Source organism: Nocardioides taihuensis (assembly GCF_042657275.1).
Lineage (GTDB): Bacteria > Actinomycetota > Actinomycetes > Propionibacteriales > Nocardioidaceae > Nocardioides > Nocardioides taihuensis.
This window is the reverse complement of record NZ_JBHSKD010000004.1, coordinates 127,929-152,461: the sequence shown is the minus strand read 5'-3', so window position 1 is coordinate 152,461 and position 24,533 is coordinate 127,929. Positions and strand designations below refer to the sequence as shown.

The 24,533-nt window shown below is 73.2% G+C and carries 27 protein-coding genes and 1 riboswitch; of the genes, 10 read left to right on the top strand and 17 right to left on the bottom strand.

Annotated elements, in window-relative coordinates; all coding sequences use genetic code 11:
• Nucleotides 1–17: 17 nt before the first annotated feature.
• The 4 genes from thrC to ACFPGP_RS03860 all read right to left on the bottom strand — a co-directional run bounded on the left by thrC (nucleotide 18) and on the right by ACFPGP_RS03860 (nucleotide 3,335).
• Nucleotides 18–1,253 (bottom strand): threonine synthase, encoded by a 1,236-nt coding sequence (gene thrC, locus ACFPGP_RS03875; RefSeq protein ID WP_378588076.1) that lies wholly within the window; start codon nucleotides 1,251–1,253, stop codon nucleotides 18–20.
• A 78-nt stretch (nucleotides 1,254–1,331) separates the two neighbouring features.
• A riboswitch (SAM riboswitch) is annotated at nucleotides 1,332–1,473 on the bottom strand.
• Between the two features lie 171 nt (nucleotides 1,474–1,644).
• Nucleotides 1,645–2,481: a trehalose-phosphatase gene (gene otsB / locus ACFPGP_RS03870; protein WP_378587135.1), complete on the bottom strand. Its 837-nt coding sequence runs from the start codon at nucleotides 2,479–2,481 to the stop codon at nucleotides 1,645–1,647.
• 34 nt (nucleotides 2,482–2,515) lie between these two features.
• A complete protein-coding gene (locus tag ACFPGP_RS03865) occupies nucleotides 2,516–3,031 on the bottom strand; it encodes a LytR C-terminal domain-containing protein (RefSeq protein WP_378587132.1) in 516 nt (171 codons plus the stop codon).
• A gap of 4 nt (nucleotides 3,032–3,035) precedes the next feature.
• Complete coding sequence (locus tag ACFPGP_RS03860) at nucleotides 3,036–3,335, bottom strand: DUF3263 domain-containing protein (protein WP_378587130.1); 300 nt, start codon at nucleotides 3,333–3,335, stop codon at nucleotides 3,036–3,038.
• A gap of 184 nt (nucleotides 3,336–3,519) precedes the next feature.
• On the opposite strand from ACFPGP_RS03860, the gene ACFPGP_RS03855 reads away from it, so the two are divergent.
• Together ACFPGP_RS03855 and ACFPGP_RS03850 are read left to right on the top strand one after the other, a co-directional pair.
• Nucleotides 3,520–4,515: a Gfo/Idh/MocA family protein gene (locus ACFPGP_RS03855; protein WP_378587127.1), complete on the top strand. Its 996-nt coding sequence runs from the start codon at nucleotides 3,520–3,522 to the stop codon at nucleotides 4,513–4,515.
• A 44-nt stretch (nucleotides 4,516–4,559) separates the two neighbouring features.
• Complete coding sequence (locus ACFPGP_RS03850) at nucleotides 4,560–5,573, top strand: redoxin family protein (RefSeq protein ID WP_378587124.1); 1,014 nt, start codon at nucleotides 4,560–4,562, stop codon at nucleotides 5,571–5,573.
• 9 nt (nucleotides 5,574–5,582) lie between these two features.
• Here the strand turns inward: ACFPGP_RS03850 and ACFPGP_RS03845 are convergent, their stop codons facing one another.
• A complete protein-coding gene (locus ACFPGP_RS03845; RefSeq protein WP_378587121.1) occupies nucleotides 5,583–6,248 on the bottom strand; it encodes a sensor domain-containing protein in 666 nt (221 codons plus the stop codon).
• 121 nt (nucleotides 6,249–6,369) lie between these two features.
• Here ACFPGP_RS03845 and ACFPGP_RS03840 point away from each other — a divergent pair, with 121 nt between their 5' ends.
• Nucleotides 6,370–7,803 (top strand): alpha,alpha-trehalose-phosphate synthase (UDP-forming), encoded by a 1,434-nt coding sequence (locus ACFPGP_RS03840; RefSeq protein ID WP_378587118.1) that lies wholly within the window; start codon nucleotides 6,370–6,372, stop codon nucleotides 7,801–7,803.
• Here the strand turns inward: ACFPGP_RS03840 and ACFPGP_RS03835 are convergent.
• Nucleotides 7,800–9,359 carry an FMN-binding glutamate synthase family protein gene (locus ACFPGP_RS03835; RefSeq protein WP_378587115.1) on the bottom strand — a complete coding sequence of 520 codons (1,560 nt, stop codon included), beginning with the start codon at nucleotides 9,357–9,359 and terminating at the stop codon, nucleotides 7,800–7,802. The genes ACFPGP_RS03840 and ACFPGP_RS03835 overlap by 4 nt on opposite strands.
• A 66-nt stretch (nucleotides 9,360–9,425) precedes the next feature.
• Between ACFPGP_RS03835 and ACFPGP_RS03830 the strand changes: the two genes are divergently transcribed.
• Nucleotides 9,426–10,862, top strand: a complete 1,437-nt coding sequence (locus ACFPGP_RS03830) for an alpha/beta fold hydrolase (protein WP_378587112.1) — start codon at nucleotides 9,426–9,428, stop codon at nucleotides 10,860–10,862.
• Here the strand turns inward: ACFPGP_RS03830 and ACFPGP_RS03825 are convergent, their stop codons facing one another.
• The 3 genes from ACFPGP_RS03825 to ACFPGP_RS03815 all read right to left on the bottom strand — a co-directional run bounded on the left by ACFPGP_RS03825 (nucleotide 10,863) and on the right by ACFPGP_RS03815 (nucleotide 12,891).
• Nucleotides 10,863–11,612, bottom strand: coding sequence for a DinB family protein (locus ACFPGP_RS03825; protein WP_378587109.1), 750 nt, complete (start codon nucleotides 11,610–11,612; stop codon nucleotides 10,863–10,865).
• Nucleotides 11,613–11,691: 79 nt separating this feature from the next.
• On the bottom strand, nucleotides 11,692–12,141 hold the full coding sequence (locus tag ACFPGP_RS03820; protein WP_378587106.1) for a thermonuclease family protein: 450 nt from the start codon (nucleotides 12,139–12,141) through the stop codon (nucleotides 11,692–11,694).
• A gap of 96 nt (nucleotides 12,142–12,237) precedes the next feature.
• A complete protein-coding gene (locus ACFPGP_RS03815; RefSeq protein ID WP_378587103.1) occupies nucleotides 12,238–12,891 on the bottom strand; it encodes an alpha/beta fold hydrolase in 654 nt (217 codons plus the stop codon).
• A gap of 108 nt (nucleotides 12,892–12,999) precedes the next feature.
• Here ACFPGP_RS03815 and ACFPGP_RS03810 point away from each other — a divergent pair, with 108 nt between their 5' ends.
• The 4 genes from ACFPGP_RS03810 to ACFPGP_RS03795 all read left to right on the top strand — a co-directional run bounded on the left by ACFPGP_RS03810 (nucleotide 13,000) and on the right by ACFPGP_RS03795 (nucleotide 16,680).
• A complete protein-coding gene (locus ACFPGP_RS03810) occupies nucleotides 13,000–13,146 on the top strand; it encodes a hypothetical protein (protein WP_378587101.1) in 147 nt (48 codons plus the stop codon).
• Nucleotides 13,147–13,226: 80 nt separating this feature from the next.
• Entirely contained in the window at nucleotides 13,227–14,561 is a 1,335-nt protein-coding gene (locus ACFPGP_RS03805; RefSeq protein ID WP_378587098.1) for an MFS transporter, read from the top strand.
• Nucleotides 14,554–15,978: a pyridoxal phosphate-dependent decarboxylase family protein gene (locus ACFPGP_RS03800; protein WP_378587096.1), complete on the top strand. Its 1,425-nt coding sequence runs from the start codon at nucleotides 14,554–14,556 to the stop codon at nucleotides 15,976–15,978. Before ACFPGP_RS03805 ends, ACFPGP_RS03800 begins: the two co-directional genes overlap by 8 nt.
• Before the next feature lie 141 nt (nucleotides 15,979–16,119).
• The gene (locus ACFPGP_RS03795) at nucleotides 16,120–16,680 is read left to right on the top strand and encodes an isochorismatase family protein (protein WP_378587093.1); all 561 of its coding nucleotides are present in this window, start codon (nucleotides 16,120–16,122) and stop codon (nucleotides 16,678–16,680) included.
• 4 nt (nucleotides 16,681–16,684) lie between these two features.
• Here ACFPGP_RS03795 and ACFPGP_RS03790 read toward each other — a convergent pair whose 3' ends face one another.
• From ACFPGP_RS03790 to ACFPGP_RS03770, 5 genes are all read right to left on the bottom strand, one after another.
• On the bottom strand, nucleotides 16,685–17,125 hold the full coding sequence (locus tag ACFPGP_RS03790) for an MmcQ/YjbR family DNA-binding protein (RefSeq protein WP_378587090.1): 441 nt from the start codon (nucleotides 17,123–17,125) through the stop codon (nucleotides 16,685–16,687).
• Nucleotides 17,126–17,503, bottom strand: a complete 378-nt coding sequence (locus tag ACFPGP_RS03785) for a hypothetical protein (RefSeq protein WP_378587088.1) — start codon at nucleotides 17,501–17,503, stop codon at nucleotides 17,126–17,128.
• Nucleotides 17,500–17,787, bottom strand: coding sequence for a hypothetical protein (locus tag ACFPGP_RS03780; RefSeq protein WP_378587085.1), 288 nt, complete (start codon nucleotides 17,785–17,787; stop codon nucleotides 17,500–17,502). Before ACFPGP_RS03780 ends, ACFPGP_RS03785 begins: the two co-directional genes overlap by 4 nt.
• A gap of 16 nt (nucleotides 17,788–17,803) precedes the next feature.
• Nucleotides 17,804–18,097, bottom strand: a complete 294-nt coding sequence (locus ACFPGP_RS03775) for a hypothetical protein (protein ID WP_378587082.1) — start codon at nucleotides 18,095–18,097, stop codon at nucleotides 17,804–17,806.
• Between the two features lie 126 nt (nucleotides 18,098–18,223).
• The gene (locus tag ACFPGP_RS03770) at nucleotides 18,224–18,811 is read right to left on the bottom strand and encodes a DUF2238 domain-containing protein (RefSeq protein ID WP_378587079.1); all 588 of its coding nucleotides are present in this window, start codon (nucleotides 18,809–18,811) and stop codon (nucleotides 18,224–18,226) included.
• 22 nt (nucleotides 18,812–18,833) lie between these two features.
• Here ACFPGP_RS03770 and ACFPGP_RS03765 point away from each other — a divergent pair, with 22 nt between their 5' ends.
• Nucleotides 18,834–19,526, top strand: a complete 693-nt coding sequence (locus ACFPGP_RS03765; protein WP_378587077.1) for a uracil-DNA glycosylase — start codon at nucleotides 18,834–18,836, stop codon at nucleotides 19,524–19,526.
• Between the two features lie 28 nt (nucleotides 19,527–19,554).
• Nucleotides 19,555–20,337: a dioxygenase family protein gene (locus tag ACFPGP_RS03760; RefSeq protein ID WP_378587074.1), complete on the top strand. Its 783-nt coding sequence runs from the start codon at nucleotides 19,555–19,557 to the stop codon at nucleotides 20,335–20,337.
• A gap of 3 nt (nucleotides 20,338–20,340) precedes the next feature.
• Here the strand turns inward: ACFPGP_RS03760 and ACFPGP_RS03755 are convergent, their stop codons facing one another.
• Genes ACFPGP_RS03755 through ACFPGP_RS03745 form a run of 3 tightly spaced genes read right to left on the bottom strand, consistent with a single transcriptional unit; the run spans nucleotide 20,341 to nucleotide 24,519 of the window.
• Entirely contained in the window at nucleotides 20,341–21,288 is a 948-nt protein-coding gene (locus tag ACFPGP_RS03755) for an aldo/keto reductase (RefSeq protein WP_378588072.1), read from the bottom strand.
• A 31-nt stretch (nucleotides 21,289–21,319) separates the two neighbouring features.
• On the bottom strand, nucleotides 21,320–22,894 hold the full coding sequence (locus tag ACFPGP_RS03750; RefSeq protein ID WP_378587071.1) for a succinic semialdehyde dehydrogenase: 1,575 nt from the start codon (nucleotides 22,892–22,894) through the stop codon (nucleotides 21,320–21,322).
• Nucleotides 22,891–24,519, bottom strand: a complete 1,629-nt coding sequence (locus tag ACFPGP_RS03745; RefSeq protein WP_378587068.1) for a GMC family oxidoreductase — start codon at nucleotides 24,517–24,519, stop codon at nucleotides 22,891–22,893. Before ACFPGP_RS03745 ends, ACFPGP_RS03750 begins: the two co-directional genes overlap by 4 nt.
• Nucleotides 24,520–24,533: the final 14 nt, after the last annotated feature.

Sequence of the window (24,533 nt, the reverse complement as noted above, 5' to 3'; positions counted from 1 at the left end):
GCGGGCGGGGCGGCAGGTCAGGCGATGCCGGTGGCGCGGAAGTCGTCGTACGACGCGTCGATCGTGGCAGCCGGACCCACCGACCCGGAGACGGCGTCCAGCGTCTTGAGACCCATGCCGGTGTTGATCACGACGGTCTCGAGCGTGGGGTCGAGCCGGCCGGTCTCGACGAGCTTCCTGAGCACGCCGACGGTGGTTCCGCCCGCGGTCTCGGTGAAGATGCCCTCGGTGCGGGCCAGCAGCAGGATGCCCGCGCGCACCTCGTCGTCGGTGACGTCCTCGACCGCGCCGCCGGTGCGCCGGCAGATGTCGAGCACGTAGACGCCGTCGGCCGGGTTGCCGATGGCCAGGCTCTTCGCGATCGTGTCGGGCTTGACCGGGCGGACGACCTGGTGGTCGCCCTTGTACGCCGCGGAGACCGGCGAGCACCCGGTGGCCTGGGCGCCGAAGATCCGGTAGGGCTTGTCCTCGACCAGGCCGAGGGCGATCAGCTCCTGGAACGCCTTGTCGACCTTGGTCAGCTGCGAGCCCGACGCGACCGGGATCACGACTTGGTCGGGGATCCGCCAGCCGAGCTGCTCGGCGATCTCGTAGCCCAGGGTCTTGGAGCCCTCGGCGTAGAAGGGGCGCACGTTCACGTTGACGAACGCCCAGCCCTCCTCCTCGCCGGCGATCTCCGAGGCGAGGCGGTTGACGTCGTCGTAGGTGCCGTTCACGGCGACGAGGTTCTCGGTGTAGACCGCCGAATTGACCTGCTTGGGGTGCTCGAGGTCGCTCGGGATGAAGACCACGGTCTTGATGCCGGCGCGGGCCCCGGCCGCGGCCACGGCGTTGGCGAGGTTGCCGGTCGAGGGGCAGGCGAACACCTTGGCGCCGAGCTCGCGGGCGGCCGACAGCGCGCAGGCGACGACACGGTCCTTGAAGGAGTTGGTCGGGTTGGTCGAGTCGTCCTTGACCCACAGCGTGGTCAGGCCGAGCTCGCGGGCGAGGTTGTCGGCCCGCAGCAGCCGGGTGAAGCCGGGCTCGGTGTTGGGGCTCTGCTCGATGTCGGCGGGGACCGGCAGCAGCGCCTTGTAGCGCCAGATGTTGCGGGGCCCGGCCTCGATCTCCTCACGGGTGACGGCCGGGAAGTCGTAGGCCACCTCGAGCGGCCCGAAGCACTCCGGACACGCGTAGTGAGGGCCGAGCGCGACCTGGTGGCCGCACTCGCGGCACGAGAGGGCGGTGGCGTGCCCGAACGCGTTGGGGCGCAGGCCCGCGGCCGGGTCGGTGGCGCTGGTGGCGGCAGTGCCGGCGGCAGTGTCGGCGACGAGGGTGCTCACGAAGTCTCCTTCTCATCTTCCCCGTGGCGGCTCTCGCCCGCGGGCCGGATTTGGCACCGTTTCCACCAGCGCGGGTCGACGGGACGTCGGTCGGCAGGCGGCGGTTGCCGGGACGTCACAGGGCCGTTCCCTCAGTCCCTCTCGATGAGCTGCGACCCACCGTACGGCCAGCGCCGGGGCGACCTGAACGGGCTGTCCAGTCCGTGGGACGCTCGTCCACCATGTGGATGGTCGATGGGATGGGTGCGGTAGTCCCCGACGAGTTGGCCCCCTTACCGGCGGGTAACCCGACCAACTCGTCGGGGACTACCGCACCAGACCGTCAGCCCGCCGCGTCCTTGGTGATCCGCCGCAGCAGCTCGAGGACCCCCTCGGGGCCGTCGACGACGACGTCAGCGAGGCGGGCCAGGGCACGCTGCTCGTCGGAGCCGGAGCAGACGAGGAGGGTGGCCAGGCCTTCGTCGCGCAGCCGGGCGACGGCGTCGAAGGCCTCGACGTCGCCGAGGTCGTCACCGGCGAAGAGGAAGGCCTGCGCGTCGAGCTCCTCGACGATGGTGCGGACGGCGTGACCCTTGTCCATGCCGCCGGAGCGGATCTCGATCACCTGGCGGCCGGGCTCCACGACGAGGTCGTGCTCCTCGGCCAGCGCGCGCAGGGGCGGCAGCAGCCGCTCGTACGCCGCGTCGGCGTCGGGCAGCCGGCGGGTGTGCACGGCGACCGCGAGCCCCTTGAGCTCGACGTGGGCGTCCTCGGCGTCGTGGCGCCGCAGCACGCCGGGCAGCGAGCGCACGAACGACGCCAGGCCCTGCGGCGGGCGCGGGGAGATGATCCGGCGCCGGGTCGAGCTCCAGCGCTCGTTGCCGTACTGCCCGAAGATGTAGAGCTCCTTGCCCCGCTCGGCGATGGCCCTGCCCACCTCGTCGAGCCCGCCGAGCGCGAGGGCCTGGCGCGCCGGGCGGCCGGTGATCACCGCGATCGCGGCGACGACCTCGGCCAGCCCGACCAGCACGTCGGGTGCGTCGGGGTGGATGGTCGCCTGGTCGGGGTCCTCGACGATCGGCGAGAGCGTGCCGTCGAAGTCCAGACCCACCACGGCGGAGGCAGCCTGCTCGACGAACGCGGCGTACCTGGCCTCACCTTCCCGGGAGCGGAACTCCATGGCTCCACCCTCGCACGACGCGGGGGTCGGCTGCCTACTGGGCGTCGGCGGTGAGCACGACCGTCAGGCGGTCGAGCTTCATCGGCCCCTCGATGGCGGGCCGGGTGCGGTCGATGTCGAGGTCGGCCGCGAGCAGCTTGCCCGCCCGCTCGAGCCGCTGCGGGAAGTAGACGGTGGAGGCGGGGATCGAGCCGTACCAGTTGTCGGCGCCCACGACCTGCCAGCCGGCGCGGTCGGCGCGGGCGGCGACCTCGCCGGCGAGGCCGGTGATGCCGGAGTTGTTGTAGACCTCGACGTAGACCTTGCCGCGCTGCACCGGCGGCGGCTTGTCCTTCTTCACCACCGGCGCCGGCTCGGGCGTGGCCTCGACGGTCGTCGTGGTCGGCGACCCGGGGTCGGGCAGCGAGACGGTGGTGACCTCGCGCTCGGTGGGCTCGCCGCCCTGGGTGGCGACGTAGGCCAGCCCGGCCATCGCCACGGCCACCACGCTCAGCATCACGACAGGGGACGGGAAGGCCACCCCGCGCTCGCCGCGGAACCGACGCGCCACGGGCTCAGACCTCGAAGCCGAGGCGGCGGGCCGAGCGCTGGCGCTGGCGCGCGGCACGGAGCCGGCGCAGGCGGCGGACCAGCAGCGGGTCGGCCTCGAGGGCCTCGGGCCGGTCGATCAGCGCGTTGAGCACCTGGTAGTAGCGGGTCGCCGACATGTCGAACTTCTCGCGGACCGCGGTCTCCTTGGCGCCGGCGTACTTCCACCACTGGCGCTCGAAGTCGAGGATGTCCTTGTCGCGCGTGCTCAGGGACACGGGCGCAGCGTCGTGACCGGTTCCCGACACGGCGTTGGCGGCGTCCATGCGGTCATCTCCCTCTGCGCTGCGGCTGGGCGGGGTCTTCTCCACGCTCCTGGCTCCACTGTAGGTGACGAACCACACCGATGTCATTCGATGCGGGCGAGTCGGCGTGCCTCGGGTCGGCCGGCGCCCGGACGGCGCCGCGCCGGGCCGGGACAGGTGCGTGACGAGTCCCTAGGCTGGCCGGATGGAGCAGACCGTACCGGTGGCCTGGGGCATCCTCGCGACCGGCAAGATCGCCACGTCCTTCGCACGCGACCTGCGTCACGTCCCGGGGGCGCGCATCGCCGCCGTCGGGTCGCGCCGCGAGGAGTCGGCGCGGTCGTTCGCCGCCGAGCACGGGGGCCGCGCCCACGCGTCGTACGAGGCGCTGGTGACCGACCCCGAGGTCGAGGTGGTGTACGTCGCGAGCCCGCACGCCGTGCACCTCGAGCACGCGCGGATGGCACTCGAGGCCGGCAAACACGTGCTGTGCGAGAAGCCGCTCACCCTCGACCTCGCCGACGCCGAGGAGATGGTGCGGCTGGCCCGCGAGCACGACCGGTTCCTCATGGAGGCGATGTGGATGGCCTGCCACCCGGTCATCCGTGCCGTGGTCGACGCCCTCGCCTCCGGACGCTTCGGCACGCCCCGCCAGGTGCACGCCGACCTCGGCTTCGTCGTCCCGCCCACCGCGAGCCCGCGCATGAGCGACCTCGCGCTCGGCGCGGGCGCGCTGCTCGACATGGGCATCTACCCGCTGACCTTCGCCGACCTGGTGCTCGGCCCGGCCGAGGAGGTGCGGGCCGTCGCCGGCCTCAGCCCGCGGGGGTACGACGACGACGTCGCGGTGGTCACCCGGCACGCCGGCGGCGCCGTGGCCGCCTGCACCGCCTCGATGACCTCGTGCTCGCCGCGCCTCGGGACCATCGCCACCGACCGCGGCCTGATCGAGTTCGACGGCGACTTCCACCACCCCCGGGCCGCCCGCTGGCTGCCGGCCGACGGCGAGCCCGAGACGCTGACCGGCGCCGAGCCGGTGCTCGGCGGCGGCCTGGGCAACGAGGCCCTCGAGGTCGCCCGCTGCCTCGCGGCGGGTCGGCGGGAGAGCACGCTGGTGCCGCACGAGCGGACGTTGCGGCTGATGCGGCTGATGGACGACGTCCGCGCGCAGGTCGGGCTGGAGTACCCGGGCCGCGGCTGACCCACGGCGAGCCTGAGCAGGACCTGTTCCACGTCCGTGGCACGATGCCGCGGGTGACCCTGCTCGTCGACGCCGACGGCGTCGAGCACGACCTGCCCGGGAGCGGCCGCCACGTCGACGCGGCCGCTCTCGCGGAGGCCACCGGCTGGGAGCTCAAGCCGGAGGGCCTCTGCCGCGGCGAGGTCTGCGTGCCGCTGCTCGGGCGCACGGTCACCGACGCCGACGGCCGGGTCGACCTGCTCGCCTGGGCCGAGGCCCTCGGCCTGCTCGCCGCGGCCACGACCGACGGCGACGTGGTGGCCGTGGTCGCCGCGGACCCGCCCCCGGCCGACGCCGGCGCCCCGGCGCCCCCGCTGGTGCTGCGCGACGTCGACGGTGCGGAGGTGTCGTTCGACGACCTCTCCGGCCACAAGCGGGTCCTGGTCACCTGGGCCTCGTGGTGCGGGTGCCGCCACGAGCTGGCCGGATGGGAGGCGCTGCAGCAGGAGCTCGCCGACTCCGGCCTGCGGCTGTTCTCGGTCGCGCTCGACGCCGACCCCGAGGACGCCCGCCCGTGGATCGAGGCCGCCCACCCGTCGTACCCCGTCGCGGTGGACACGGCCCACGTCACCGCGGAGCGGTACGGCATCACCAACGTGCCGTCGGTGGTCTGGGTCGACGAGCACGACCGGGTGGTCAAGCCGCCGACGATCGCGCCCGGCGACGACCAGTTCCGCGAGTTCACGAAGATCGACAGCGAGCGCCACCACGAGGCGCTGCGGGCGTGGGTGCGCAGCGGCGAGCTGCCCGCGAGCGCCGAGGAGCCCCGGGCCGCCCGCACCGACGACGAGCAGCGGGCGCTGGCCGAGCGGCGGGTGGCAGCGCTGCTGGTGCGCGCCGGGCGCCGCGACGAGGCGCTGGTCCACCTCGCGACCGCGCGCGACCTCGCACCCTGGGACTGGACGGTCCGCCGCAGCGGCATCGCGCTGACCGGCGGCGACCCGTTCCTCGGTGAGGAGTTCCTCGCCTTCTGGCAGGAGTGGGACGACGCGGGGCGGCCGGGCTACCAGCCCACCTGACCGAACGGCTCAGCCCGGCTCGGCCCGGCTCAGCCCGCGGGCCGCGTGCCCGAGCGAGACCAGCCGCACCGCCGCGGGCAGGGTGACGGCGCCCAGCACCAGGTTGAGCACGATCTCGGGCCCGCGACCCTCGCCGAGGCCGATCAGCTCGGCGAGCGTCGTGTCGTCCGCGGAGTCGTAGAGCACCCAGTGCTGCCAGAACCAGTAGGTGAGGCCGCCGGCCATGACGGCCCACCAGGTCACGGTCACCGCGAGGGCGATCGTCCCGTGACGAGGCCGACCAGCGACCAGGCCGGGTCGAGCCACGACTGCCGGTCGCGCAGCGGCAGCAGGCCCCTTGCGCAGCCAGCCGTCGCCCTCGCGCGGGCGGAGGTACGCCGGCGAGGCGGCGTTGCGGCCGAGCATGGTGCGCACCCGCGAGCGCTCGAGGGCGGCGATGCCCCGCGCCACGACCGCGGCGAGCGACAGGATGAAGGTGCCGCCGACGATGATCACCAGGCCGATCCCGAGCGAGAGCAGGGTCACTGCGAGCACGAACGCCGGGAGCGCGATCGCGAAGGCCGTCACGGCGTACGCCGAGTCGAGCAGCACCCGGCCCACCAGCGTGGCGCGCGGGTCCCGCGTCGCGGCGGGTGCGGCGGGAGGGGTCATGGGCGCGGTGCGCAGCGTGGTCATGCCCTCCGTGCTCGTCGGGCGGCTGCTCGCGCGACACCCTGCCAGCCCGACACCCGGGGAAGGGCCGACCCCACCCCCGCGGGCGGTCCGCCACCCTCTCCCGTCGACATAGGGTGGGCGCGTGAGCCACTCAGCGAACCTCGTCATCGTCGCCAACCGGCTCCCGGTCGACCGCGTCACGCTCGACGACGGCACCACCGAGTGGCGGCGCTCCCCCGGCGGGCTGGTCAGCGCGCTCGACCCGGTCATGCGCGCCAACGACGGCACCTGGATCGGCTGGCCGGGGGGCACCGACGGCGACATGGAACCCTTCGAGGACGACGGGCTCCACCTGGTGCCGATGTCCCTCACCCAGGACGACGTCGAGGAGTTCTACGAGGGGATGTCCAACGGCACCCTGTGGCCGATCTACCACGACGTCGTCGCGAAGCCGGAGTTCCACCGCGAGTGGTGGGACCGCTACGTCAGCGTCAACCAGCGCTTCGCCGAGAAGGCCGCCGAGGTGGCCGCCCGCGAGGCGACGGTCTGGGTGCACGACTACCAGCTCCAGCTGGTGCCGCAGATGCTGCGCGAGCTGCGCCCCGACCTGCGGATCGGCTTCTACCTGCACATCCCCTTCCCGCCGCAGGAGCTCTTCCAGCAGCTGCCGTGGCGCCGGCAGATCCTCGAGGGCCTCCTCGGCGCCGACCTGGTCGGCTTCCAGCTCGCCGGCGGCGCGGCCAACTTCGTGCGCCTGGTGCGGCAGCGGGTCGGCCACAAGACCCACCGCGACCTGATCTACCTCCCCGACGGCCGCACCGTGCGCGCCGCGGCGTTCCCGATCTCGATCGACACCGCGGGCTTCGAGGAGCTCGCCCGGTCCGAGGGGGTGCAGGAGCGCGCGAAGGAGATCCGCGAGGCGCTCGGCAACCCCCGCAAGGTCTTCCTCGGCATCGACCGGCTCGACTACACCAAGGGCATCTACGCCCGGCTGCGCGCCTACGCCGAGCTGCTCCAGGACGGTCACTTCGACGTCGAGGACGCCGTCTTCGTGCAGGTCGCGACGCCGTCGCGCGAGCGTGTCGAGCAGTACCGCATCCTGCGCGACGAGATCGACCGGCTGGTCGGCCGGATCAACGGCGACCTCGGGCGGATCGGCTCCCCGGCGATCTCCTACATGCACTCCTCCTTCCCCCGCGAGGAGATGGCCGCGCTCTACCGCGCCGCGGACATCATGGTGGTCACGCCCTACCGCGACGGCATGAACCTCGTCGCCAAGGAGTACGTCGCCTGCCGCTACGACGACCAGGGTGCGCTGGTGCTCTCGGAGTTCGCCGGCGCCTCCGACGAGCTGCGCCAGGCCTGGCTGGTCAACCCCTACGACATCAACGGCATGAAGTCCGCGCTGCTGCAGGCCTACCGCGCCACCGAGCGCGAGACCACGCGCCGGATGCGCGCGATGCGCAAGACGATCATCACCCACGACGTGGCGGCCTGGGCGCGCGGCTTCCTCGAGGGCCTCGCCGGGGCCGGCTCCTCGCACGCCAAGCAGGTGCGCCCGCCCCGGAAGGGCTAGCGCCGCACGGCCCGCGGCGCAACACCCTCGGCCAGCGTCGCCAGCAGGCTGTCGCGGACCACCGGCCCGGGGACGCCCCACCCGGGCTCGTACCCGTAGGCCTCGCGCAGCGACACCGCGCCGCGCACGCCGTCGGCCAGGTCGACGTCGTCGGGCCCGACCAGCGCGGGGTGGGGGACGCCCACGGCCTCGGCCACCTTGAGCAGGTCGCGGCGCAGCGTGCGCACGTAGTTGGCGAGGCGCTCGCTCTTCAGCGTCGGGTCGAGGCCGCGGGTGTAGCGCGGGCTCTGTGTCGCCACCCCGACCGGGCAGTGGTCGGTGTGGCACTTCTGGGCCTGGATGCAGCCGATCGCCATCATCGCCTCGCGGCCGACGTTCACCAGGTCGGCGCCGAGCGCGAAGGCGACCATCGCGTTGTCGGGCAGGCCGAGCTTGCCCGCGCCGATGAACGTCACGTCGTCGCTGAGGCCCGCGGCGGCGAACCGCCGGTAGACCTCGGTGAAGCCGATCCGGAAGGGGTAGGCGACCGCGTCGGAGAAGACCAGCGGCGCCGCTCCGGTGCCTCCCTCACCGCCGTCGACGTTGACGAAGTCGACGCCGCGGTCGCGGCCGGCCATGCGGGCGACCAGCTCGTCCCAGAAGGCCAGGTCGCCGACCGCGGACTTGATGCCGACCGGCAGCCCGGTCGCCGCAGCGACCTCCTCGACGAAGTCGAGCATCGAGTCGACGTCGCGGAAGGCGGTGTGACGGCTCGGCGAGACGCAGTCGACACCCGGCTCGATGCCGCGCACCTCGGCGATCTCGCGGGTCACCTTCGGGCCGGGCAGCATCCCGCCGAGACCGGGCTTGGCGCCCTGCGACAGCTTGACCTCGATCGCCCGCACCGGGGCCGAGGCGACGACGTCGACGAGCCGGTCGAGGTCGAGCCGGCCGTCGGCGTCGCGACAGCCGAAGTAGGCCGTGCCGATCTGGAAGACCAGGTCGCCGCCGTGGCGGTGGTACGGCGACAGGGCGCCCTCGCCCGTGTTCTGCAGGCAGTCGGCGGCTGCGGCGCCGCGGTTGAGGGCGGTGAGCGCGTTGCCGGAGAGCGCGCCGAAGCTCATGCCGGAGATGTTCACGACGGAGTGCGGCCGGAAGGCGTGGCGCCGGCCGCGGGGACCACCGAGCACCTTGGCCGCGGGCAGCGGGGTGGCGGGGTCGTGCGCGTCCGCCCGCGGGTGGGTGGCGCCGGTCGGGCCGACGAAGGTGCGGTGCTTGATCACCGGGTAGCCCACGACGTTCTCCACGTCGTTGTCGGTGCCGAAGCCGAAGTAGTTGTTCTCCAGCTTGGCCGAGGAGTAGACCCAGCGCCGCTGGTCGCGGCTGAACGGCCGCTCCTCGTCGTTCGAGGTGACGATGTACTGGCGCAGCTCCGGACCGAACCGCTCCAGCACGAAGCGGAGGTGCCCGATCACCGGGAAGTTGCGGAGGATCGCGTGGTCGCGCTGGGTCAGGTCGTACGCCGTGACCGCGCCCAGCGCGGCGGCGCCGGCAGCGGCGAGACGGGTGGGCTTCATGGGGGAGGTGTACCCACGCCTCAGACTGGCTGTCATCATCCCGGCCGGGGCAGGTAGTTTTCGCCCATGGATCTGATCCCCAAGCCTGATCAGGTCGTCTCCGCTGCCAGCAACGTCGCGCACAAGGCGCTGTACGGCGGGCTGGCCGACCTCCGACCGATGCCACGCACGCTCATCGACGACGGCACGCTGCGCGAGGTCTACCACTACCGGCCGGCCGGGCACGTGCTCGAGACAGGCGACCCGGTGCTGCTGGTGACACCGCTCGCCGCGCCCTCGCTCTGCTTCGACCTGCGCCGGGGCTGCTCGCTGGTCGAGCACTTCGTCGCCGGAGGCCGCCCGACCTACCTCGTCGAGTACGGCCAGGTCTCCTTCAAGGACCGCAACCTCGGCATGGAGCACTGGATCGACGAGGTGGTCCCCAGCGCGATCCGCGAGGTGTCCGCCCACGCCGGCGGTCGGCCGGTGCACCTGGTCGGCTGGAGCCTCGGCGGGATCTTCGCGCTGCTCACCGCCGCGGACAGCCCCGACCTGCCGATCGCATCGGTGACCGCCGTCGGCTCGCCGTTCGACGTCAAGCAGGTGCCGCTGGTGGCGCCCCTGCGCCCGCTGCTCAACTTCACCGACGGCAGGGGCGCGATCACCCGCGCCTACCAGGCGATGGGCGGGGCGCCCCAGCCGCTGGTGCGGTGGGCCTTCCAGCTCTCGTCGTTCCAGAAGCTGGTGACCAAGCCGGTCGCGATCGCCACCCACCTCGACGACGCGGAGTTCCTCGCGCAGATCGAGGCGGTCGACCGGTTCACCGCGAACATGTACGCCTACCCCGGCCGCACCTTCGGCCAGCTCTACCACCGCTTCGTCAAGGGCAACGCGCTCGTGGGCGGCACGATGGAGCTGGGCGGGCGCGACATCTCGGTCGCCGACATCACCGCGCCCGTGCTGGTCTTCGGCGGCGCCACCGACGGCATCGCGCCGGTGCCCGCCGTGAAGGCGTCGGTGCCGCTGCTGACGGGGTCGCGCGAGGTGCGCTTCGAGATCGTCCCCGGCGGCCACCTCGGGATGCTCACCGGCCGCTCCGCGCGGACCTCGACCTGGCCGATCATGGACGAGTGGATCGACCGCTGGTCCTCCGACGCCGAGGCCGGGGCGCCCGAGCCGGAGCAGCCGGTGAAGCCGACCACGCCGGCCCGGAAGGCGCCCGCCCGCCAGCCCGCCAAGAAGGCCGCGCCACCGAAGAAGGCCGCCGCGAAGACGACGGCGAAGAAGTCAGCGCCCCCGAAGAAGGCAGCGCCGGCAAAGAAGGCCGCGCCACCGAAGAAGGCCGCGCCACCGAAGAAGGCCGCCCCACCGCAGAAGGCCGCCCCTCCGCAGAAGGCCGCCCCTCCGAAGAAGGTCGCCCCTCCGAAGAAGGTCACGCCGGCCACGGACGCCGACGAGGGCGGCATCGGCACCAACCCCCAGCGCCGCTACGGCTCCGCGGGGTCGCGCTCGCTCGCCCGCTGATCAGCCCCGCGCCGCGACCACATCGAGGTCGCGCACCGCGAACCGCAGGTGCTCCCACTCCTCCTCCAGGATCACGTGGAGGCACCTCAACGTGGTCTCCTCGCGATCGGTGTCCCACGGCCCGCGCCGCTCGGTCGCGAGCTCCTGGGGGGTGGCGGTGGCGAGGAAGTCGCGGACCATCGCGACCCGCTCGGCGCGTGCCGCGAGCACCTCGTCGTACGTCGGAGCGCCCGTGGTGAACAGCGACGGGTCGGGACCCCACTCCTCGCCGCCCGCGCCGCTGAGACCGAGGGGGTGGAACGGCTGCTCGCGCCGGAGCACGGCCTTGCCCAGCCAGGCATCGGTCGCGAGCACCAGGTGGCGCAGCGTCTGCGCGAAGGAGTACTCGCCCGCCACCGACTCGTCCACCGCGCCCGGTGGGAGGTCTGCCGCCCGCTCCAGCACCGGCTGCCACGCCCGCTCGAGCGCGGCCCACGCCTCGCGCAGCGCCTCGGGGGTCTCGGCCTGCCGCTGGTCGCGGCCCGGGAAGCGGCGGTCGAGCTCGGCCTCGACGTACGCCGTCACGTCGACGCCGTTGACCAGGAAGCCGTCCCCGTGACGCAGCCACGGTGCGTCGACGTCGAACCCGGACACCTCGACCCCGCGCATCACGACGCCGGACAGGTCGGACTCGGCGAACCGCGCCCCCCGCAGGTCCGCGCCGTAGAACTCCGCCCCCGCCAGCTCGTCGGACGGTCCGAACCTCGTCATGACCCCACCTCCCGCTCGATCTCCCGGACGCGGCTCACCCTCGCACCCCCCACCGACGGGCCGGAAGGACGGGGAAGCGTCAGCAGACGTCGGTGCTGCGCCGGTCGGCCCGGCGGTACTTCTTCTGCCGCGGGTGCTTGTCGTAGCCGTCGAGCCCGTCGTAGCGCGCCTTGGCGAGCCCCTTGCGGATCATCGCCAGACCGGTGTCGCGGCCCGAGGCCCGCACGTAGCGCAGGAGCCGGTCGTACTGGTCCTTGTCCTGCACGGCTGCGGGGTTGGCCAGCCGCGCCTTGCTGCCGACCCAGGCGTCGAGCTGCTTCTTCGCCTTGCGGTAGCCGCAGTGGCCCTTCTCGGGGGAGTCGATCCCGATCAGCCGCACGTAGGTGCCGGAGTCGAGCCGGATCGTGTCGCCGTCGACGACGTAGTCGACGTCCGCCGTCCGCGCCGTGGCCGGTGCCCCGACGGCCAGGAGCGCAGCGACCACCGCCCCGACGAACAGCCTGCGGGCACCGGCAGCGGTCATCGCCATCTCCACTCCTCGTGAGACCTGTCGCCGCCGAGCCGGCAGCAGCAAGCCTGTCAGGTGCGGCGACGACCGGGGCGGAAACGGCGAACCCGCCGGGCGTCATGCTTCCCGGGCGTCCTCGGCCGCGCGCCCGACCTGACCCGGCTGGAGCAGCGCGTCGGCGGTGAAGCGCGCCGCCTCGCGCTCGAAGGTGCGGCCGTGCCGGAGCATCGCGTGCCGGCCGCCCGGGACGTCGACCCAGGTGACCTCGGCCCGGCCCGACAGGCTCCGGGCGACGGCACGGGCCCGCGCCGGATCGGCGATCCGGTCGTCGCTGCCGTGCACGAAGAGCACGCGCCGGCCGCGGAGGTCGGGGGCGTCGGTGGGGTACACCCACGCGTTGAGCGCGACCACGCTGCGCACGCCGGCGCCGCCGCCCGCCAGCAACGCCGCGCGCCCGCCGAGCGAGTGGCCGACCAGCCCCACCGGCAGGTCGCCGTACCGCTCACGGACGGCGGCCAGCGCCCAGGTGACGTCGTCGACGGGCGTCGTCGAGGCGTCCCACCCACGGGCGGAGTTGAGCACCCGGAAGACGGCGAGCCGGCCACGCCCCTCGCGCGCCAGCCGCTGGGCCACCGGCACCATGCGCAGCACCGACAGCTGGGTCGGGCTGACCTCGGGGTTCCCCGGCCGTTGCGCGCCGCCGTGCAGCACCAGCGCCGCGGCCGCCGGCTGCCGCGGCGCGCGGGTCTCGACCAGTCGGGCCCGGGTCATGACGGCGACGCTACCGACGGCCTGGTTGTCGCCCGACCCGCACGGCGTCGCCGGGTCACCCGCCCGACTGTCGGGTTTCGGCGGTGGCCTCCCGGGGCACCGGGAGCGATGACGACCACTCCTGACCTCGAGGGACATCCGCGCTTCTGGGCCGTCGCCGGCCGCCCGCGGCTGCCCGCCGCCGTGACCGCCTGGACCGTCACGTTCACCGCTGTCCTCGTCCTCGTGGTCCGGAGCCGGCGACGCCACCGGTGAGCGCGCTGACCGTGCGCGTGCCGGGGACTCGTCCCGTCCGGACGACGTGCGGGAGGTCGCCTGGCCGCTAGATTCCGGCCATGCCAGCCGACACCAGCACCGAGGTGCTGCCCCGCGGGGTGCGGGCGGGGTACGGGTCGGGGTCGGTGGCTACGGGCGCCTTCGGGACCGTGCCCGGTCTGATGCTCCTGCCCTACCTGACCGACAGCCTCGGCATCACCGCCCTGGCCGCGGGGGCGATCGTCTTCCTGCCGAAGGCGTGGGACGTCGTGCTCAACCCGATCGCCGGACGGATCAGCGACCGCAGCGACGACCCGCGCGGACCGCGCCGGCCGTGGCTGCTGCGCGCCGGGCTCGCGCTGTCGGTGTGCTTCGCGCTGCTCTTCGCCGCTCCGGAGATGGACGCGACGGCGCTCGAGGCGGGCTGGGTGCTCGTGATGTTCCTGGCCTGCGCCACGGCGTACGCCTTCTTCCAGGTGCCCTACGTCGCGATGCCCGCCGAGATCACCCACTCCTACGACGAGCGCACGCGGCTGATGACCTGGCGGGTGGCCCTGCTGGCGTTCACGATCATGCTCGCCGGCGCAACCGCCCCGCTGATCCGTGATGCGGTCGGCGGCCGCGACGGCTACCGGGTGATGGGGCTGGCGATGGCCTGCCTGATCGCGGTCGGCGTGGTCGCGGCGTACGTCGGGACCCGCCGCGCGCCGGTCGGTGCCCCGGTCGCGGCGACCGGCAGCCTGCGCGACCAGCTCCGGGTGGTGGCGACGGCACACGACTTCCGGGCCCTGCTGACGACGTTCGTGGTGCAGGCGCTCGCGACCGGCTGCATGCTCGCCGGCGTCGACTACGTGGCGACCGACGTGCTCGACCAGAAGGGCGCGGGCACGATCCTCTTCGTCTGCTTCGTGGCGCCGGCACTGGTGCTCACACCGCTGTGGAGCCGGTTCGGCACGCGCCACGGCAAGCGCCGCGGCTACCTGCTGGCGTCGCTGCTGCTGGCGGCCGGTGCCGCCGGTGCTGCCCTGGCGCCGATCGCGCCCCTGTGGCTGCTCTTCGTCGCGGTGGTGCTCGTCGGCACCGGGTACGCCGGGTGCCAGGTCTTCCCGCTCGCGATGCTGCCCGACGCCGCGGCGGTCGACGCCCGCGACACCGGCGGCAACCGCGCCGGCGTCTACACCGGGGTCTGGACGGCCGGCGAGACCCTCGGCCTCGCGCTCGGCCCGGGTGTCTTCGCGCTGGTGCTCGCGATCGGCGGCTACCGGTCATCCACCACCGGCGACGTCGCCCAGCCGGACTCGGCCATCACCGCGATCGTGCTCGGCTTCTCGGTGCTGCCCGCCGTGCTCACGCTGATCAGCCTGCGCTGGCTGGTCCGCTACTCCCTCGACGCCCAGGAGGTCGACCATGAGTGAGGCTCTCGACCGGCTCCGCGAGCTCCAGGCCGGCGACCTGCCGGTGCACGGCGGGCGCACGCTCGCCTACGTCTACGACTCCGGTCTCGCCGAGGTCGACCGGGTCGGTCGCGAGGCGGTCGCTGCACACGCGGCCTCCAACGGCCTCGACCCGACCGCCTTCCCGTCGCTGCTGACGATGGAGAACGAGCTGGTCGGCTTCGCGCTCGACATGCTCGGGGCTCCGGAGTCGGCGGTCGGCACGGTCACCTCCGGCGGCACCGAGTCGTGCCTGCTCGCCGTGCAGGGCGCCCGCGACGCACGGCCCGACGTCGACCGGCCGCGGATGGTCGTCGCCGACACCGTGCACGCGGCCTTCCTCAAGGGTGCGCACTACTTCGGCGTCGAGGCCGTGACGGTGCCGACCGGCCCCGACTTCCGCGCCGACGCCGAATCGATGGCCGCGGCCATCGACGACCGTACGGTGCTCGTGGTGGCCAGCGCGCCGTCGTACGCCCACGGGGTCGTCGACCCGGTCCCCGCGATCGCCGCCGCCGCGGCCGCGCGCGGCGTGCGCTGCCACGTCGACGCGTGCATCGGCGGCTGGGTGCTGCCCTACGCCTCGCGGCTCGGGCGTCCGGTGCCGCCGTGGACCTTCGCCGTCGACGGCGTCACGTCGATCTCGCTCGACACCCACAAGTACGCCTACGCCCCCAAGGGCACCTCGCTCCTGCTGCACCGCACCCCGGAGCTGCGGCGACCGCAGTACTTCGCCTCCGCGGACTGGCCCGGCTACACGATGCTCAACTCCACCCTGCAGTCGACGAAGTCCGGCGGACCGCTCGCCGGCGCCTGGGCCGTCGTCCGCACCCTCGGCGACGAGGGTTACCTCCGGCTCGCGCGCGAGGTGTTCGAGGCCACCGACCGGATCGTCGCCGGCGTCGCCGACCTCGCGCCGCTGCGGGTGCTCGCCGCTCCCGACTCCACGCTCGTCGCGCTGGCCACCGACGGCTCCTGCGACGCCTTCACGATCTGCGACGAGATGGCCGCGCACGGCTGGTACGTGCAGCCGCAGATGTCCTACGCCGGGCAGCCACCCACCATCCACCTCTCGGTGAGCGCGGCGACGCTGGCGCACGTCGACGAGTTCCTCGAGGCGCTCGGGAAGTCGGTGATGTCGGCCGTCGAGTCCGGACCCGTGGCGGTCGACGACGGCGTGCGCGCCTTCATCGAGGCCCTCGACCCCACGGCCCTCTCCGACGCCGACTTCGACGGCCTCCTCGTCGCGGCCGGCCTCGTCGGCGACGCGGCCGAGGGCCTCGCCGTCCCCGAACGGATGGCCGAGGTCAACGCCCTCCTCGACCTCGCCTCCCCCACCATGCGCGAGGCCCTGCTCATCGCCTTCCTCGACCGCCTGCAACGCCCCACCCGCGCCTGACCGCCGAGGTGGGAGGAATGGCGACGCCAGGTGGGAGAAATGGCGACGCCAGGTGGGAGGAATGGCGACGCCAGGTGGGAGAAATGGTCGCCCGATGCTGAGGCCGGCGTGGTTGTCGGCGGCCGGGTCTAGCGTCGGGGCATGACGACCCTCGACGACCGCCCGCAGACCGCCCTCCTCGTCATCGACGTCCAGAACGGCGTCGTCGCCGGGGCCCACGACCGTGACGGGGTCGTGGGGCGGATCGCCGGCCTCGTCGAGCGCGCGCGGGTCGAGGACGTGCCGGTCGTGTGGGTGCAGCACCACGATCCCGACAACCTGCCGCGCGGCTCCGACGAGTGGCAGCTGGTGCCCGAGCTCTCCCGCGGTGCCGACGAGGCGCTCGTGGAGAAGCAGTACGCCGACTCCTTCGAGGACACCCCCCTCGAGGAGGTCCTGGCGGGGCTCGGCGTGGGTCGCCTCGTCGTCAGCGGGGCGCAGACCGACGAGTGCGTCCGGTCGACGCTGCACGGCGCGATCACGCGGGGGTACGACGCGACCCTGGTCAGCGACGCCCACACCACCGAGGACGCCTCGCCGTGGGGCGCGCCCACGCCCGACCTGGTGATCGCGCACACCAACCTCTACTGGGCCAACCACCGGGCGCCCGGTCGCACCGCCGGCACCGCGACCGCCGCCGAGGTCGAGCTGCGGGGGTGGTGAGGCCTCAGGTCGTCAGGTCGCGCTCGGCCAGCCACGCGGCGGCCATCCGCTTGGGCGCGCGCGCCAGCCACGCGTCGTAAACCACCTCGGCGAGCTCGTCACGGTCGAGCTCCCCGACGCGGCAGCCGCGCAGCAGCACCGACGTGTGGCCGTCGAAGTGCGACGTGGTGAAGAACGGCGTCGTCGGGTCGTCGACCAGCGCCCGCTTGTCCTCCTCCGAGGCGACCCAGAAGACGATCACGTCGTCGTAGCGCTCGCCGGTCTCCGGGTCGACCGCGTCGGGGCGCGGGTTGCGGAAGAAGACGAAGCTCTTGCGCCGCACCTGGTAGACCGCCTTGCCGCCCTCGACGCGCTCGACCCCGGGCAGCGAGCGCGCCAGCGTGTGCACGTCGTCGACGGTCGCCTCGCGTGCCATGCCGTCGAGGTCACTCTCGTGGCCGGGCACTCACCACACCATCAGCAGCACGAGCAGCAGGAGCCAGGGCAGGCAGCCGAGCGCGGCCGCCGCGATCAGCGCAGAGGCGGCACCCGGGGCGTCGGGGCGCTCCACTCCCTGCGCCCGGCGTGCACGGCGCCAGGACCGGACGCCGCCGACCACGAGCGCGAGGCCGAGGACGGCGGGCGCCGCCCCGATCATGGTCGCGGTGACCACGACCTGCTCCAGGTTGTCCAAGGGCTGCCCGCCGCGCAGGACGCCGAGCGCGACCACCAGGCCCCACGCGGCGGGCAGCAACGCCAGGAGGACCGCCACCATCGACCAGCCGATGACCTGGTCGACACCGAAGCCGAGCGGTCGGCCGGCCTCGGGAGGCTCCCTGCTCACGACCAGTGGTCGACGGTCGGCGGCTGCTCCGGATCCGACAGCTCCTGGTCCTCGGGCAGCCCCATGAGAAGCCCGACCGCCACGAAGAGCAGCGCGAACCCGGTGACGAGGACCCCGATCTCCAGCCAGTTCGACCACTTCTCGAAGGCGTCACTGGTGCCGCGGTCGGCGCGCGCCTCGATGCGGCCCAGCCACGCGAACAGGCTGATGACGAAGCCGATCACGGCGACGCCCGACATCCGGATCACGTTCGTCCGGCCGAAGACCCAGCGGAGCAGCTCCACCCGTACCTCCTCGAGATCAGCCGGACATCGCCATGCTGACCACCGGAGACACCCGGACGTCCGCAGCAGACAGCCCGAGCGACGTCAGGTCCGGTCCCAGCATCGTGTCGAGGACGGCGCGGAACGCCTCTTCGGTCCGCCAGCAGGTCACGGCGCGGAAGCCGTCACCGTCGGCCGCGACGGCCAGGAACAGCATGCCGTCGTACGGCGCGCGACCGAGCTCGCTCGCGCGTTGCGCGTTCCGCTGCTCGACCTGGTACACCTGCTCCGGGGTTGCCCCGGGGATCCTGAACTCCGCGATCACGGCCATGACGACCCTCCCTCTGCCGACTCCGGCCAACACCCTGCGCACGGCCGGCCGAGTGCCGCGAGCGTAGCGGTACTTCGGAACGATCGGCCCCGATCCGGAGTGCCGCACGGGGCGTTTCGCTCCGAGCTATCCGGTGGTGTCACGTCGCGACAGCACCCGCGCAACCACGATGCCGGCCACCAGCGCACCGAGGGTGCCGAGGGTCTCGTCGCCGAGGGTGTCCTCGTACGCCGTGTCGAGCTCGGTGCCGTGCCGGATGAAGGTGAACCACTCGCCGAGCTCCCAGCCGATCGCCAGGACGGCGCCCAGCCCGGTCACCAGGAGCACCACCGCCCACGACGGACGCACCTGCTCGCAGATGATCAGCCCGATGCCGGTCAGCAGCAGCGCCCAATTGGCGAAGTGGTTGAAGTCGTCCCACCACAGCAGCGCGTCGTAGAGGTCGAGGCTGTTGCCGGTGACGTCGACGAGGAAGGGCAGCATCACCAGCGTGAAGGCGCCGTACGGCGGGTGCCGGTCGGGGTGCCTCCGCTTCACGACCAGCCACCACAGGAACGGCACCACCGACATCAGCAGCGGGTAGGCGACCAGCCGCGCGCCGAAGGCCTTGTCGGCGAAGCGCTCGATGCCCGGCACCCACTCCGCCACCGCGAGCTGCGCGACGGTGAGCACGAGCACCAGGACCGGGACCCACGCGGGGCAACGACGCGTCACGCCCGCACGCTAGCGTCGCGCCATGGCTGCGTTGGCGGGTTTGGTGGAGAAGGGCCTGGTCGCCCCCGACTGGGCCGAGGCCCTGGCCCCGGTGGACGAGCGGATCGCCGCGATGGGGCGCTTCCTGCGCGACGAGCTGGCCGCGGGGCGGTCCTACCTCCCGGCCGGCGACCGGGTGCTGCGGGCGTTCCAGCGCCCGCTGTCCGAGGTACGGGTGCTGGTCGTCGGCCAGGACCCCTACCCGACGCCCGGCCACCCGATCGGCCTCAGCTTCGCCGTCGACGCGCACGTGCGCCCGCTGCCCCGCAGCCTGGAGAACATCTACCGCGAGCTGCGCGACGACCTCGGCGTGCCCACGCCGGCCCACGGCGACCTCACGGCGTGGGCCGACCAGGGCGTGATGCTGCTCAACAGGGTGCTGACCGTGCGCCCCGGCGAGTCGGCGTCGCACCGCGGCCGCGGTTGGGAGGAGGTGACCAGCCGGGCGATCGACGTGCTCGCCGCCCGGGGCGGGCCGATGGCCGCGATCCTGTGGGGCCGCGACGCCCAGTCGCTCAAGCCGGCCCTGGGCCCGATCCCGTGGGTGGAGTCCGCGCACCCCTCACCGCTGTCCGCCAGCCGCGGCTTCTTCGGAAGCCGGCCCTTCAGCCGTGTCAACCGGCTGCTCGAGGAGCAGGGCGGCGACCCGGTGGACTGGCGACTCCCTCCGGAATAAAGTTGAACTCTCAACCATTGGGAGTGACATGACCTCGCACGCCACCCGGATGCCGGCGCTCTACCTCGGGCACGGCGCCCCGCCTCTCCTCGACGACCCCACCTGGTCGGGTCAGCTGGCCGCCTGGGCGAGCGACCTGCCGCGGCCGGAGGCCGTGCTGATCGTCAGCGCGCACTGGGAGTCGGCGCCGGTCAGCCTCTCCGCGAGCGGCGCCCCGCTGGTCTACGACTTCGGCGGCTTCGCCGAGAAGTACTACCGGATGACCTACCAGACCCCCGACGCCTCAGCGCTGGCCGCGCGGGTGGCGGCGATGATGCCCGACACCGAGCCGGTCCACCAGCACCCCAGCCGCGGGCTCGACCACGGCGCGTGGGTGCCGCTGAAGATCATGTACCCCGAGGCCGACATCCCGGTGCTGCAGATGTCGCTGCCCACCCACGACCCGGGCCGCCTGCTCGAGCTCGGGCGTCGACTGCGCCCGCTGCGCGACGAGGGCGTGCTCATCATCGGCTCGGGCTTCCTCACCCACGGCCTGCCGTTCCTCACCGAGTGGCGCATCGACGCCGCGGTGCCGGGCTGGTCGGCCGAGTTCGACGCCTGGGCCGGCGAGGCACTCGCGCAGGGCGACGTCGACGCGCTCGCCAACTACCGCGAGCTCGCCCCCGGGATGCCGTACGCCCACCCGACGGTCGAGCACTACACCCCGCTCTTCGTGACCCTCGGCGCCGCCACCAACGCCGACGACCCGGGCCTGCAGGTCATCGACGGGTTCTGGATGGGGCTCTCCAAGCGGTCGCTGCAGGTGGCGTGACCCTCAGCGCGTGATCGCGTCGAGCTCGGCGAGGTCGCCGGGCGAGGGCTCCCAGCGCAGGGCGGCCGCGTTGCGCCGCACCTGCGCGCCGGACACCGCACCCGCAATCACCGAGCCCACGGCCGGCTGGGCGACCAGTCCCGCGATCGCGACGTCGAGCACCTCGACGTCGCGGGCCGCGGCGTACTTCTCGAGCGCCTCGATCCGGTCCCAGTCGGCGCGCTCGAGCCAGCCGGCGCGGGCGCGGTCGAGGTCGGCGCGCGAGCCGGTCGGGGCCGGCTCGCCGCGGCGGTACTTGCCGGTGAGCAGGCCGTACTCGAGCGGGAAGTACGGCAGGATCCCCAGCCCGAGCTCCTCGCACGCCGGCGCGACCTCGTCCTCGAGCGAGCGGTCGAGCAGCGAGTAGCGGTTCTGCACGCTGACGAAGCGCTCGAGGCCCGCGGTCCGGGCCGTCCAGTCGGCGTGCGCGACCTGCCAGCCGGCCATGTTGGAGGCGCCGAGGTAGCGGACCTTGCCCTCCTGCACCAGCTCGGTCAGCACGGCCAGGGTCTCCTCGAACGGCGTGACGCCGTCCGGCTCGTGCAGCTGGTAGAGGTCGACGTGGTCGGTACGCAACCGGCGCAGGCTGGCCTCGACCGCGCGGCGCACGTAGCGGCGCGAGGCCCGGGCGCCGAAGTCGGCGCCGTTCGCGCCGCGCATGTCCATGCCGAACTTGGTCGCCAGCACGAAGTCGTCGCGGCGACCCTCGAGCGCCTGCCCGAGCAGCTCCTCGCTCCCGCCCGGCGGGTTGCCGTAGATGTCGGCGGTGTCGAGCAGGGTGACGCCGACCTCCTGCGCGGCGTCGAGCACGTCGCGGACGCCCGCGAGGTCCACGCGCCGGCTGAACGCGTTGCAGCCGATCCCGACCGAGCTCACCATCAGCCCCGAGTCGCCCAGCGGGCGGTAGGTCATCTCGCTCACGCGGCGACCCTACGGGGCGGTCCTAGCGGATGCGGGTCTTCCGCATCAGCTTGAGCGAGGTCAGCATCTGCTTGACGTAGGCCTCGTAGTCCTGGCCCGGGCGGGCGCCCATCACCTGCTTCTTGAGAACGGCGAGGTTCTGGACGTCGGTGTACTTGAGCAGCCCCTGGTCGCCGTGCCGCACCCCGACCCCCGACTGCTTGACGCCGCCCGACGGCGTGCCCTTGGCGGCGTACGCCGCGGCGAGCGAGTCGTTGACGTTGACGTTGCCCGACTCGATCCGCCGGGCCACGGCAGCGGCGGCCTTGAGGTCGGTGCCCCACACCGAGGCGTTGAGCCCGTAGTCGGTGTCGTTGGCGAGCGCCACCGCCTCGTCGACGTCGGCGTAGCGGTGCAGCGCCACCACCGGCCCGAACGTCTCGCACGAGCCGGCCAGCATCTCCTTGGTCACGCCCTCGAGCACCGTCGGCTCGTAGAACGCCGGGCCGAGGTCGGGCCGCGGCTTGCCGCCGGTCAGCACGGTCGCGCCGCGGGCGACGGCGTCCTCGACGTGCGAGGCGACCCGGTCGCGGTGGTCGACGGAGACCAGCGAGCCGAGCTCCGGCCCGAAGTCGTACGTCGCGCCGATCGTCAGCGCCTCGGCGGCGGCGACGAACTTGTCGCGGAAGGTCTCGTAGAGCGAGTCGGGCAGGTAGATCCGCTCGATGTGCATGCAGATCTGACCGGTGTTGCCGAAGACCCCGAACAGCGCGCCCTGCACGACCTCGTCGACGTCGGCGTCGGGCAGCACGATCATGGGGTTCTTGCCGCCGAGCTCGAGGCAGCACCCGATCAGGTTCTGCCCGGCGCGCTCGCCGACGAACCGCCCGGTGGCGGTGGAGCCGGTGAACATCACGTAGTTGGCGTTGTCGATCAGCGTCGGTCCGACGTCGGGCCCCTCGCCGCACACCACCTGGAAGAGGCCCTTCGGCAGACCCGCCTGCTCGAGCAGGGAGATGCCGTAGAGCGGCGAGAGCGCGGTCTTGTTGTCGGGCTTGAGCACGATGCCGTTGCCGGCCATCAGCGCCGGGATCGCGTCGGAGAGCCCGGTGGCGAAGGGGAAGTTCCAGGGCGCGATGATCCCGACCACGCCCTTGGGCTGGCGGATCTCGGTGGAGGTCGACACGACCGGCACCGGGCCGCCACGCTTGACCGGCGCCAGCAGCTTGCGGGCACGCTTGAGGTAGTGCGACATCACCATCGGCGGGTCGCAGGTCTCCTCGATGGCCATCCGGCGGTTCTTGCCGCTCTCGGCCTGGATCAGGTCGGCGGTCGTGTGGGCATTGTCGATGAGCAGGGTGTGCGCGCGCCGGAAGACCGCGAGCCGCTTCCTGAGCGGCCAGGCGGCCCACTCCCGCTGGGCGCGCCGGGCGGCGTCGTACGCCGCGACGATGTCGCCGGGGGTCGACTGCGGGAGCTCGACGAGGACGTCGCCGGTGTAGACCTCGGTCAGCTTCCAGGTCGCACCGGAGGACGACGGCACGCGCGCCACGAGCGAGCGCAGGAAGTCGTCGGTCAGCGACGCCGGCCGGGTGGGCCGCTGGGTCGTCATCGTCATCGGGTCATCAGCTCCGCTCCGATCTCACCGATCACCATCGCGGGTGCGTTGGTGTTGCCGCCGGTGATGGAGGGCATCACCGAGGCGTCGCAGACCCGCAGCCCCTCGACCCCGCGGACCCGGAGCTGCGGGTCGACGACCGCGAGCTCGTCGACGCCCATCCGGCAGGTGCCGACGCCGTGGTAGACCGACGTCGCGCGGTTGAGGATCGCCTGGCGCAGCTCGCTGCCCTGCAGCTGGGCGCCGGGGTGGATCTCGCTCTTGACCGCGCCGCCGAACGCCGCGCCGGCCATGATCTCCCGGACCATCTCCGAGCCCTCGGCGAGCACGTCGAGGTCGGCCTGGTCGGCGAGGTAGTTGAAGTCGATCAGCGGCGCCGCGGTCGGGTCGTTCGACGCCAGCCGCAGCGTGCCGCGCGAGCGCGGGTAGATCAGGGTGGTCAGGACGGTGAGCGCCGGCCGGGGGTCGACGTCGTGCCGGATCGGCGCGTCCTGGTTGGGCGAGACGTACGCCCACGGCAGCAGGTGCAGCTGCAGGTCGGGGATCGCGCCCGCCATCGAGGTCTTCACGAAGGCCAGCACCTCGAAGACCGAGTTGGCCAGGAAGGTGCTGCCGGGCCGCACCGCCTCCTTGGCCACGCCCTTGGCGAAGAAGAACGCGTTGCCGCGCATCTTCGACGTGGTGGCGTGGAAGGTCAGCGCGTGGAAGAGGTGGTCGTGCAGGTTGTCGCCCACGGGCAGGTCGGCGACCACGTCGATGCCCTGGTCGCGCAGGTGCTGGGCGTGGCCGACGCCGGAGAGCATCAGCAGCTGCGCCGAGCCCACGAACCCGGCCGCGAGCACGACCTCCTTGCCGGCCCGCACCGTGCGCACCGCCCCGTCCGTGTCGCGGACCTCGACACCGGTGGCGCGGCCTCCCTCGATGACGACCCTGGTCACCAGCACCTCCGACTGCAGCTGCAGCCCGGCCGGCGCGAGGTCGTGCACGTAGCCGCGCGAGGCCGAGTAGCGCAGGCCGTCCGCGGCGTTCTGCTGCATCCGGCTGACGCCCTCCTGCGAGGCCGCGTTGTAGTCGTCGAGCACCTTGACGCCGAGGGTGTCCGCCGTGGCCTGCAGGAACTGCAGCGACCCCTCCTGCGGGAACTTGTTGCGGGTCACCCGGATCGGGCCGCCGGCGCCGCGGTAGGCGTTCGCGCCGTCCTCGAAGTCCTCCATCCGCTGGTACGCCGCGTTCACGCTGTCGGCGTCCCAGCCGGGGTTGCCCTCGGCCGCCCACGAGTCGTAGTTGGCGCGGTTGCCGCGGACGTAGACCATGCCGTTGATCGAGCTCGAGCCGCCGACCACCTTGCCGCGCGGCACCGGCATCTTGCGGTCCAGCAGGTGCTTCTGCGGGGTGGAGTAGAGACCCCAGTCGACCCGCTTCTTGATCTCGGGGACGGCGTGCATCGGGCCGATCATCCCGGGCTTCTTCACCAGGTACTGCTCGTCGCTCTTGCCCGCCTCGAGCAGCACCACCGAGTGGCCGGCCTCCGCGAGCCGGGCGGCGACGACACTGCCCGCGCTCCCCGAGCCGACGACGACGTAGTCGGCCTCGTTGCGCCGGGGCTCGGACTTGGACCTGGCCATCGCACCACCTCTGG

What these genes read in the sequence shown, in the direction of transcription:
- otsB (WP_378587135.1), bottom strand. Translation starts at nt 2,481, where the DNA reads ATGGAGTTCCGCTCCCGGGAAGGTGAGGCCAGGTACGCCGCGTTCGTC.
- ACFPGP_RS03860 (WP_378587130.1), bottom strand. Translation starts at nt 3,335, where the DNA reads ATGGACGCCGCCAACGCCGTGTCGGGAACCGGTCACGACGCTGCGCCC.
- ACFPGP_RS03855 (WP_378587127.1), top strand. Translation starts at nt 3,520, where the DNA reads ATGGAGCAGACCGTACCGGTGGCCTGGGGCATCCTCGCGACCGGCAAG.
- ACFPGP_RS03850 (WP_378587124.1), top strand. Translation starts at nt 4,560, where the DNA reads ATGCCGCGGGTGACCCTGCTCGTCGACGCCGACGGCGTCGAGCACGAC.
- ACFPGP_RS03845 (WP_378587121.1), bottom strand. Translation starts at nt 6,248, where the DNA reads ATGACCACGCTGCGCACCGCGCCCATGACCCCTCCCGCCGCACCCGCC.
- ACFPGP_RS03835 (WP_378587115.1), bottom strand. Translation starts at nt 9,359, where the DNA reads ATGAAGCCCACCCGTCTCGCCGCTGCCGGCGCCGCCGCGCTGGGCGCG.
- ACFPGP_RS03830 (WP_378587112.1), top strand. Translation starts at nt 9,426, where the DNA reads ATGGATCTGATCCCCAAGCCTGATCAGGTCGTCTCCGCTGCCAGCAAC.
- ACFPGP_RS03825 (WP_378587109.1), bottom strand. Translation starts at nt 11,612, where the DNA reads ATGACGAGGTTCGGACCGTCCGACGAGCTGGCGGGGGCGGAGTTCTAC.
- ACFPGP_RS03820 (WP_378587106.1), bottom strand. Translation starts at nt 12,141, where the DNA reads ATGGCGATGACCGCTGCCGGTGCCCGCAGGCTGTTCGTCGGGGCGGTG.
- ACFPGP_RS03815 (WP_378587103.1), bottom strand. Translation starts at nt 12,891, where the DNA reads ATGACCCGGGCCCGACTGGTCGAGACCCGCGCGCCGCGGCAGCCGGCG.
- ACFPGP_RS03810 (WP_378587101.1), top strand. Translation starts at nt 13,000, where the DNA reads ATGACGACCACTCCTGACCTCGAGGGACATCCGCGCTTCTGGGCCGTC.
- ACFPGP_RS03805 (WP_378587098.1), top strand. Translation starts at nt 13,227, where the DNA reads ATGCCAGCCGACACCAGCACCGAGGTGCTGCCCCGCGGGGTGCGGGCG.
- ACFPGP_RS03800 (WP_378587096.1), top strand. Translation starts at nt 14,554, where the DNA reads ATGAGTGAGGCTCTCGACCGGCTCCGCGAGCTCCAGGCCGGCGACCTG.
- ACFPGP_RS03795 (WP_378587093.1), top strand. Translation starts at nt 16,120, where the DNA reads ATGACGACCCTCGACGACCGCCCGCAGACCGCCCTCCTCGTCATCGAC.
- ACFPGP_RS03775 (WP_378587082.1), bottom strand. Translation starts at nt 18,097, where the DNA reads ATGGCCGTGATCGCGGAGTTCAGGATCCCCGGGGCAACCCCGGAGCAG.
- ACFPGP_RS03765 (WP_378587077.1), top strand. Translation starts at nt 18,834, where the DNA reads ATGGCTGCGTTGGCGGGTTTGGTGGAGAAGGGCCTGGTCGCCCCCGAC.
- ACFPGP_RS03760 (WP_378587074.1), top strand. Translation starts at nt 19,555, where the DNA reads ATGACCTCGCACGCCACCCGGATGCCGGCGCTCTACCTCGGGCACGGC.
- ACFPGP_RS03755 (WP_378588072.1), bottom strand. Translation starts at nt 21,288, where the DNA reads ATGACCTACCGCCCGCTGGGCGACTCGGGGCTGATGGTGAGCTCGGTC.
- ACFPGP_RS03750 (WP_378587071.1), bottom strand. Translation starts at nt 22,894, where the DNA reads ATGACGATGACGACCCAGCGGCCCACCCGGCCGGCGTCGCTGACCGAC.
- ACFPGP_RS03745 (WP_378587068.1), bottom strand. Translation starts at nt 24,519, where the DNA reads ATGGCCAGGTCCAAGTCCGAGCCCCGGCGCAACGAGGCCGACTACGTC.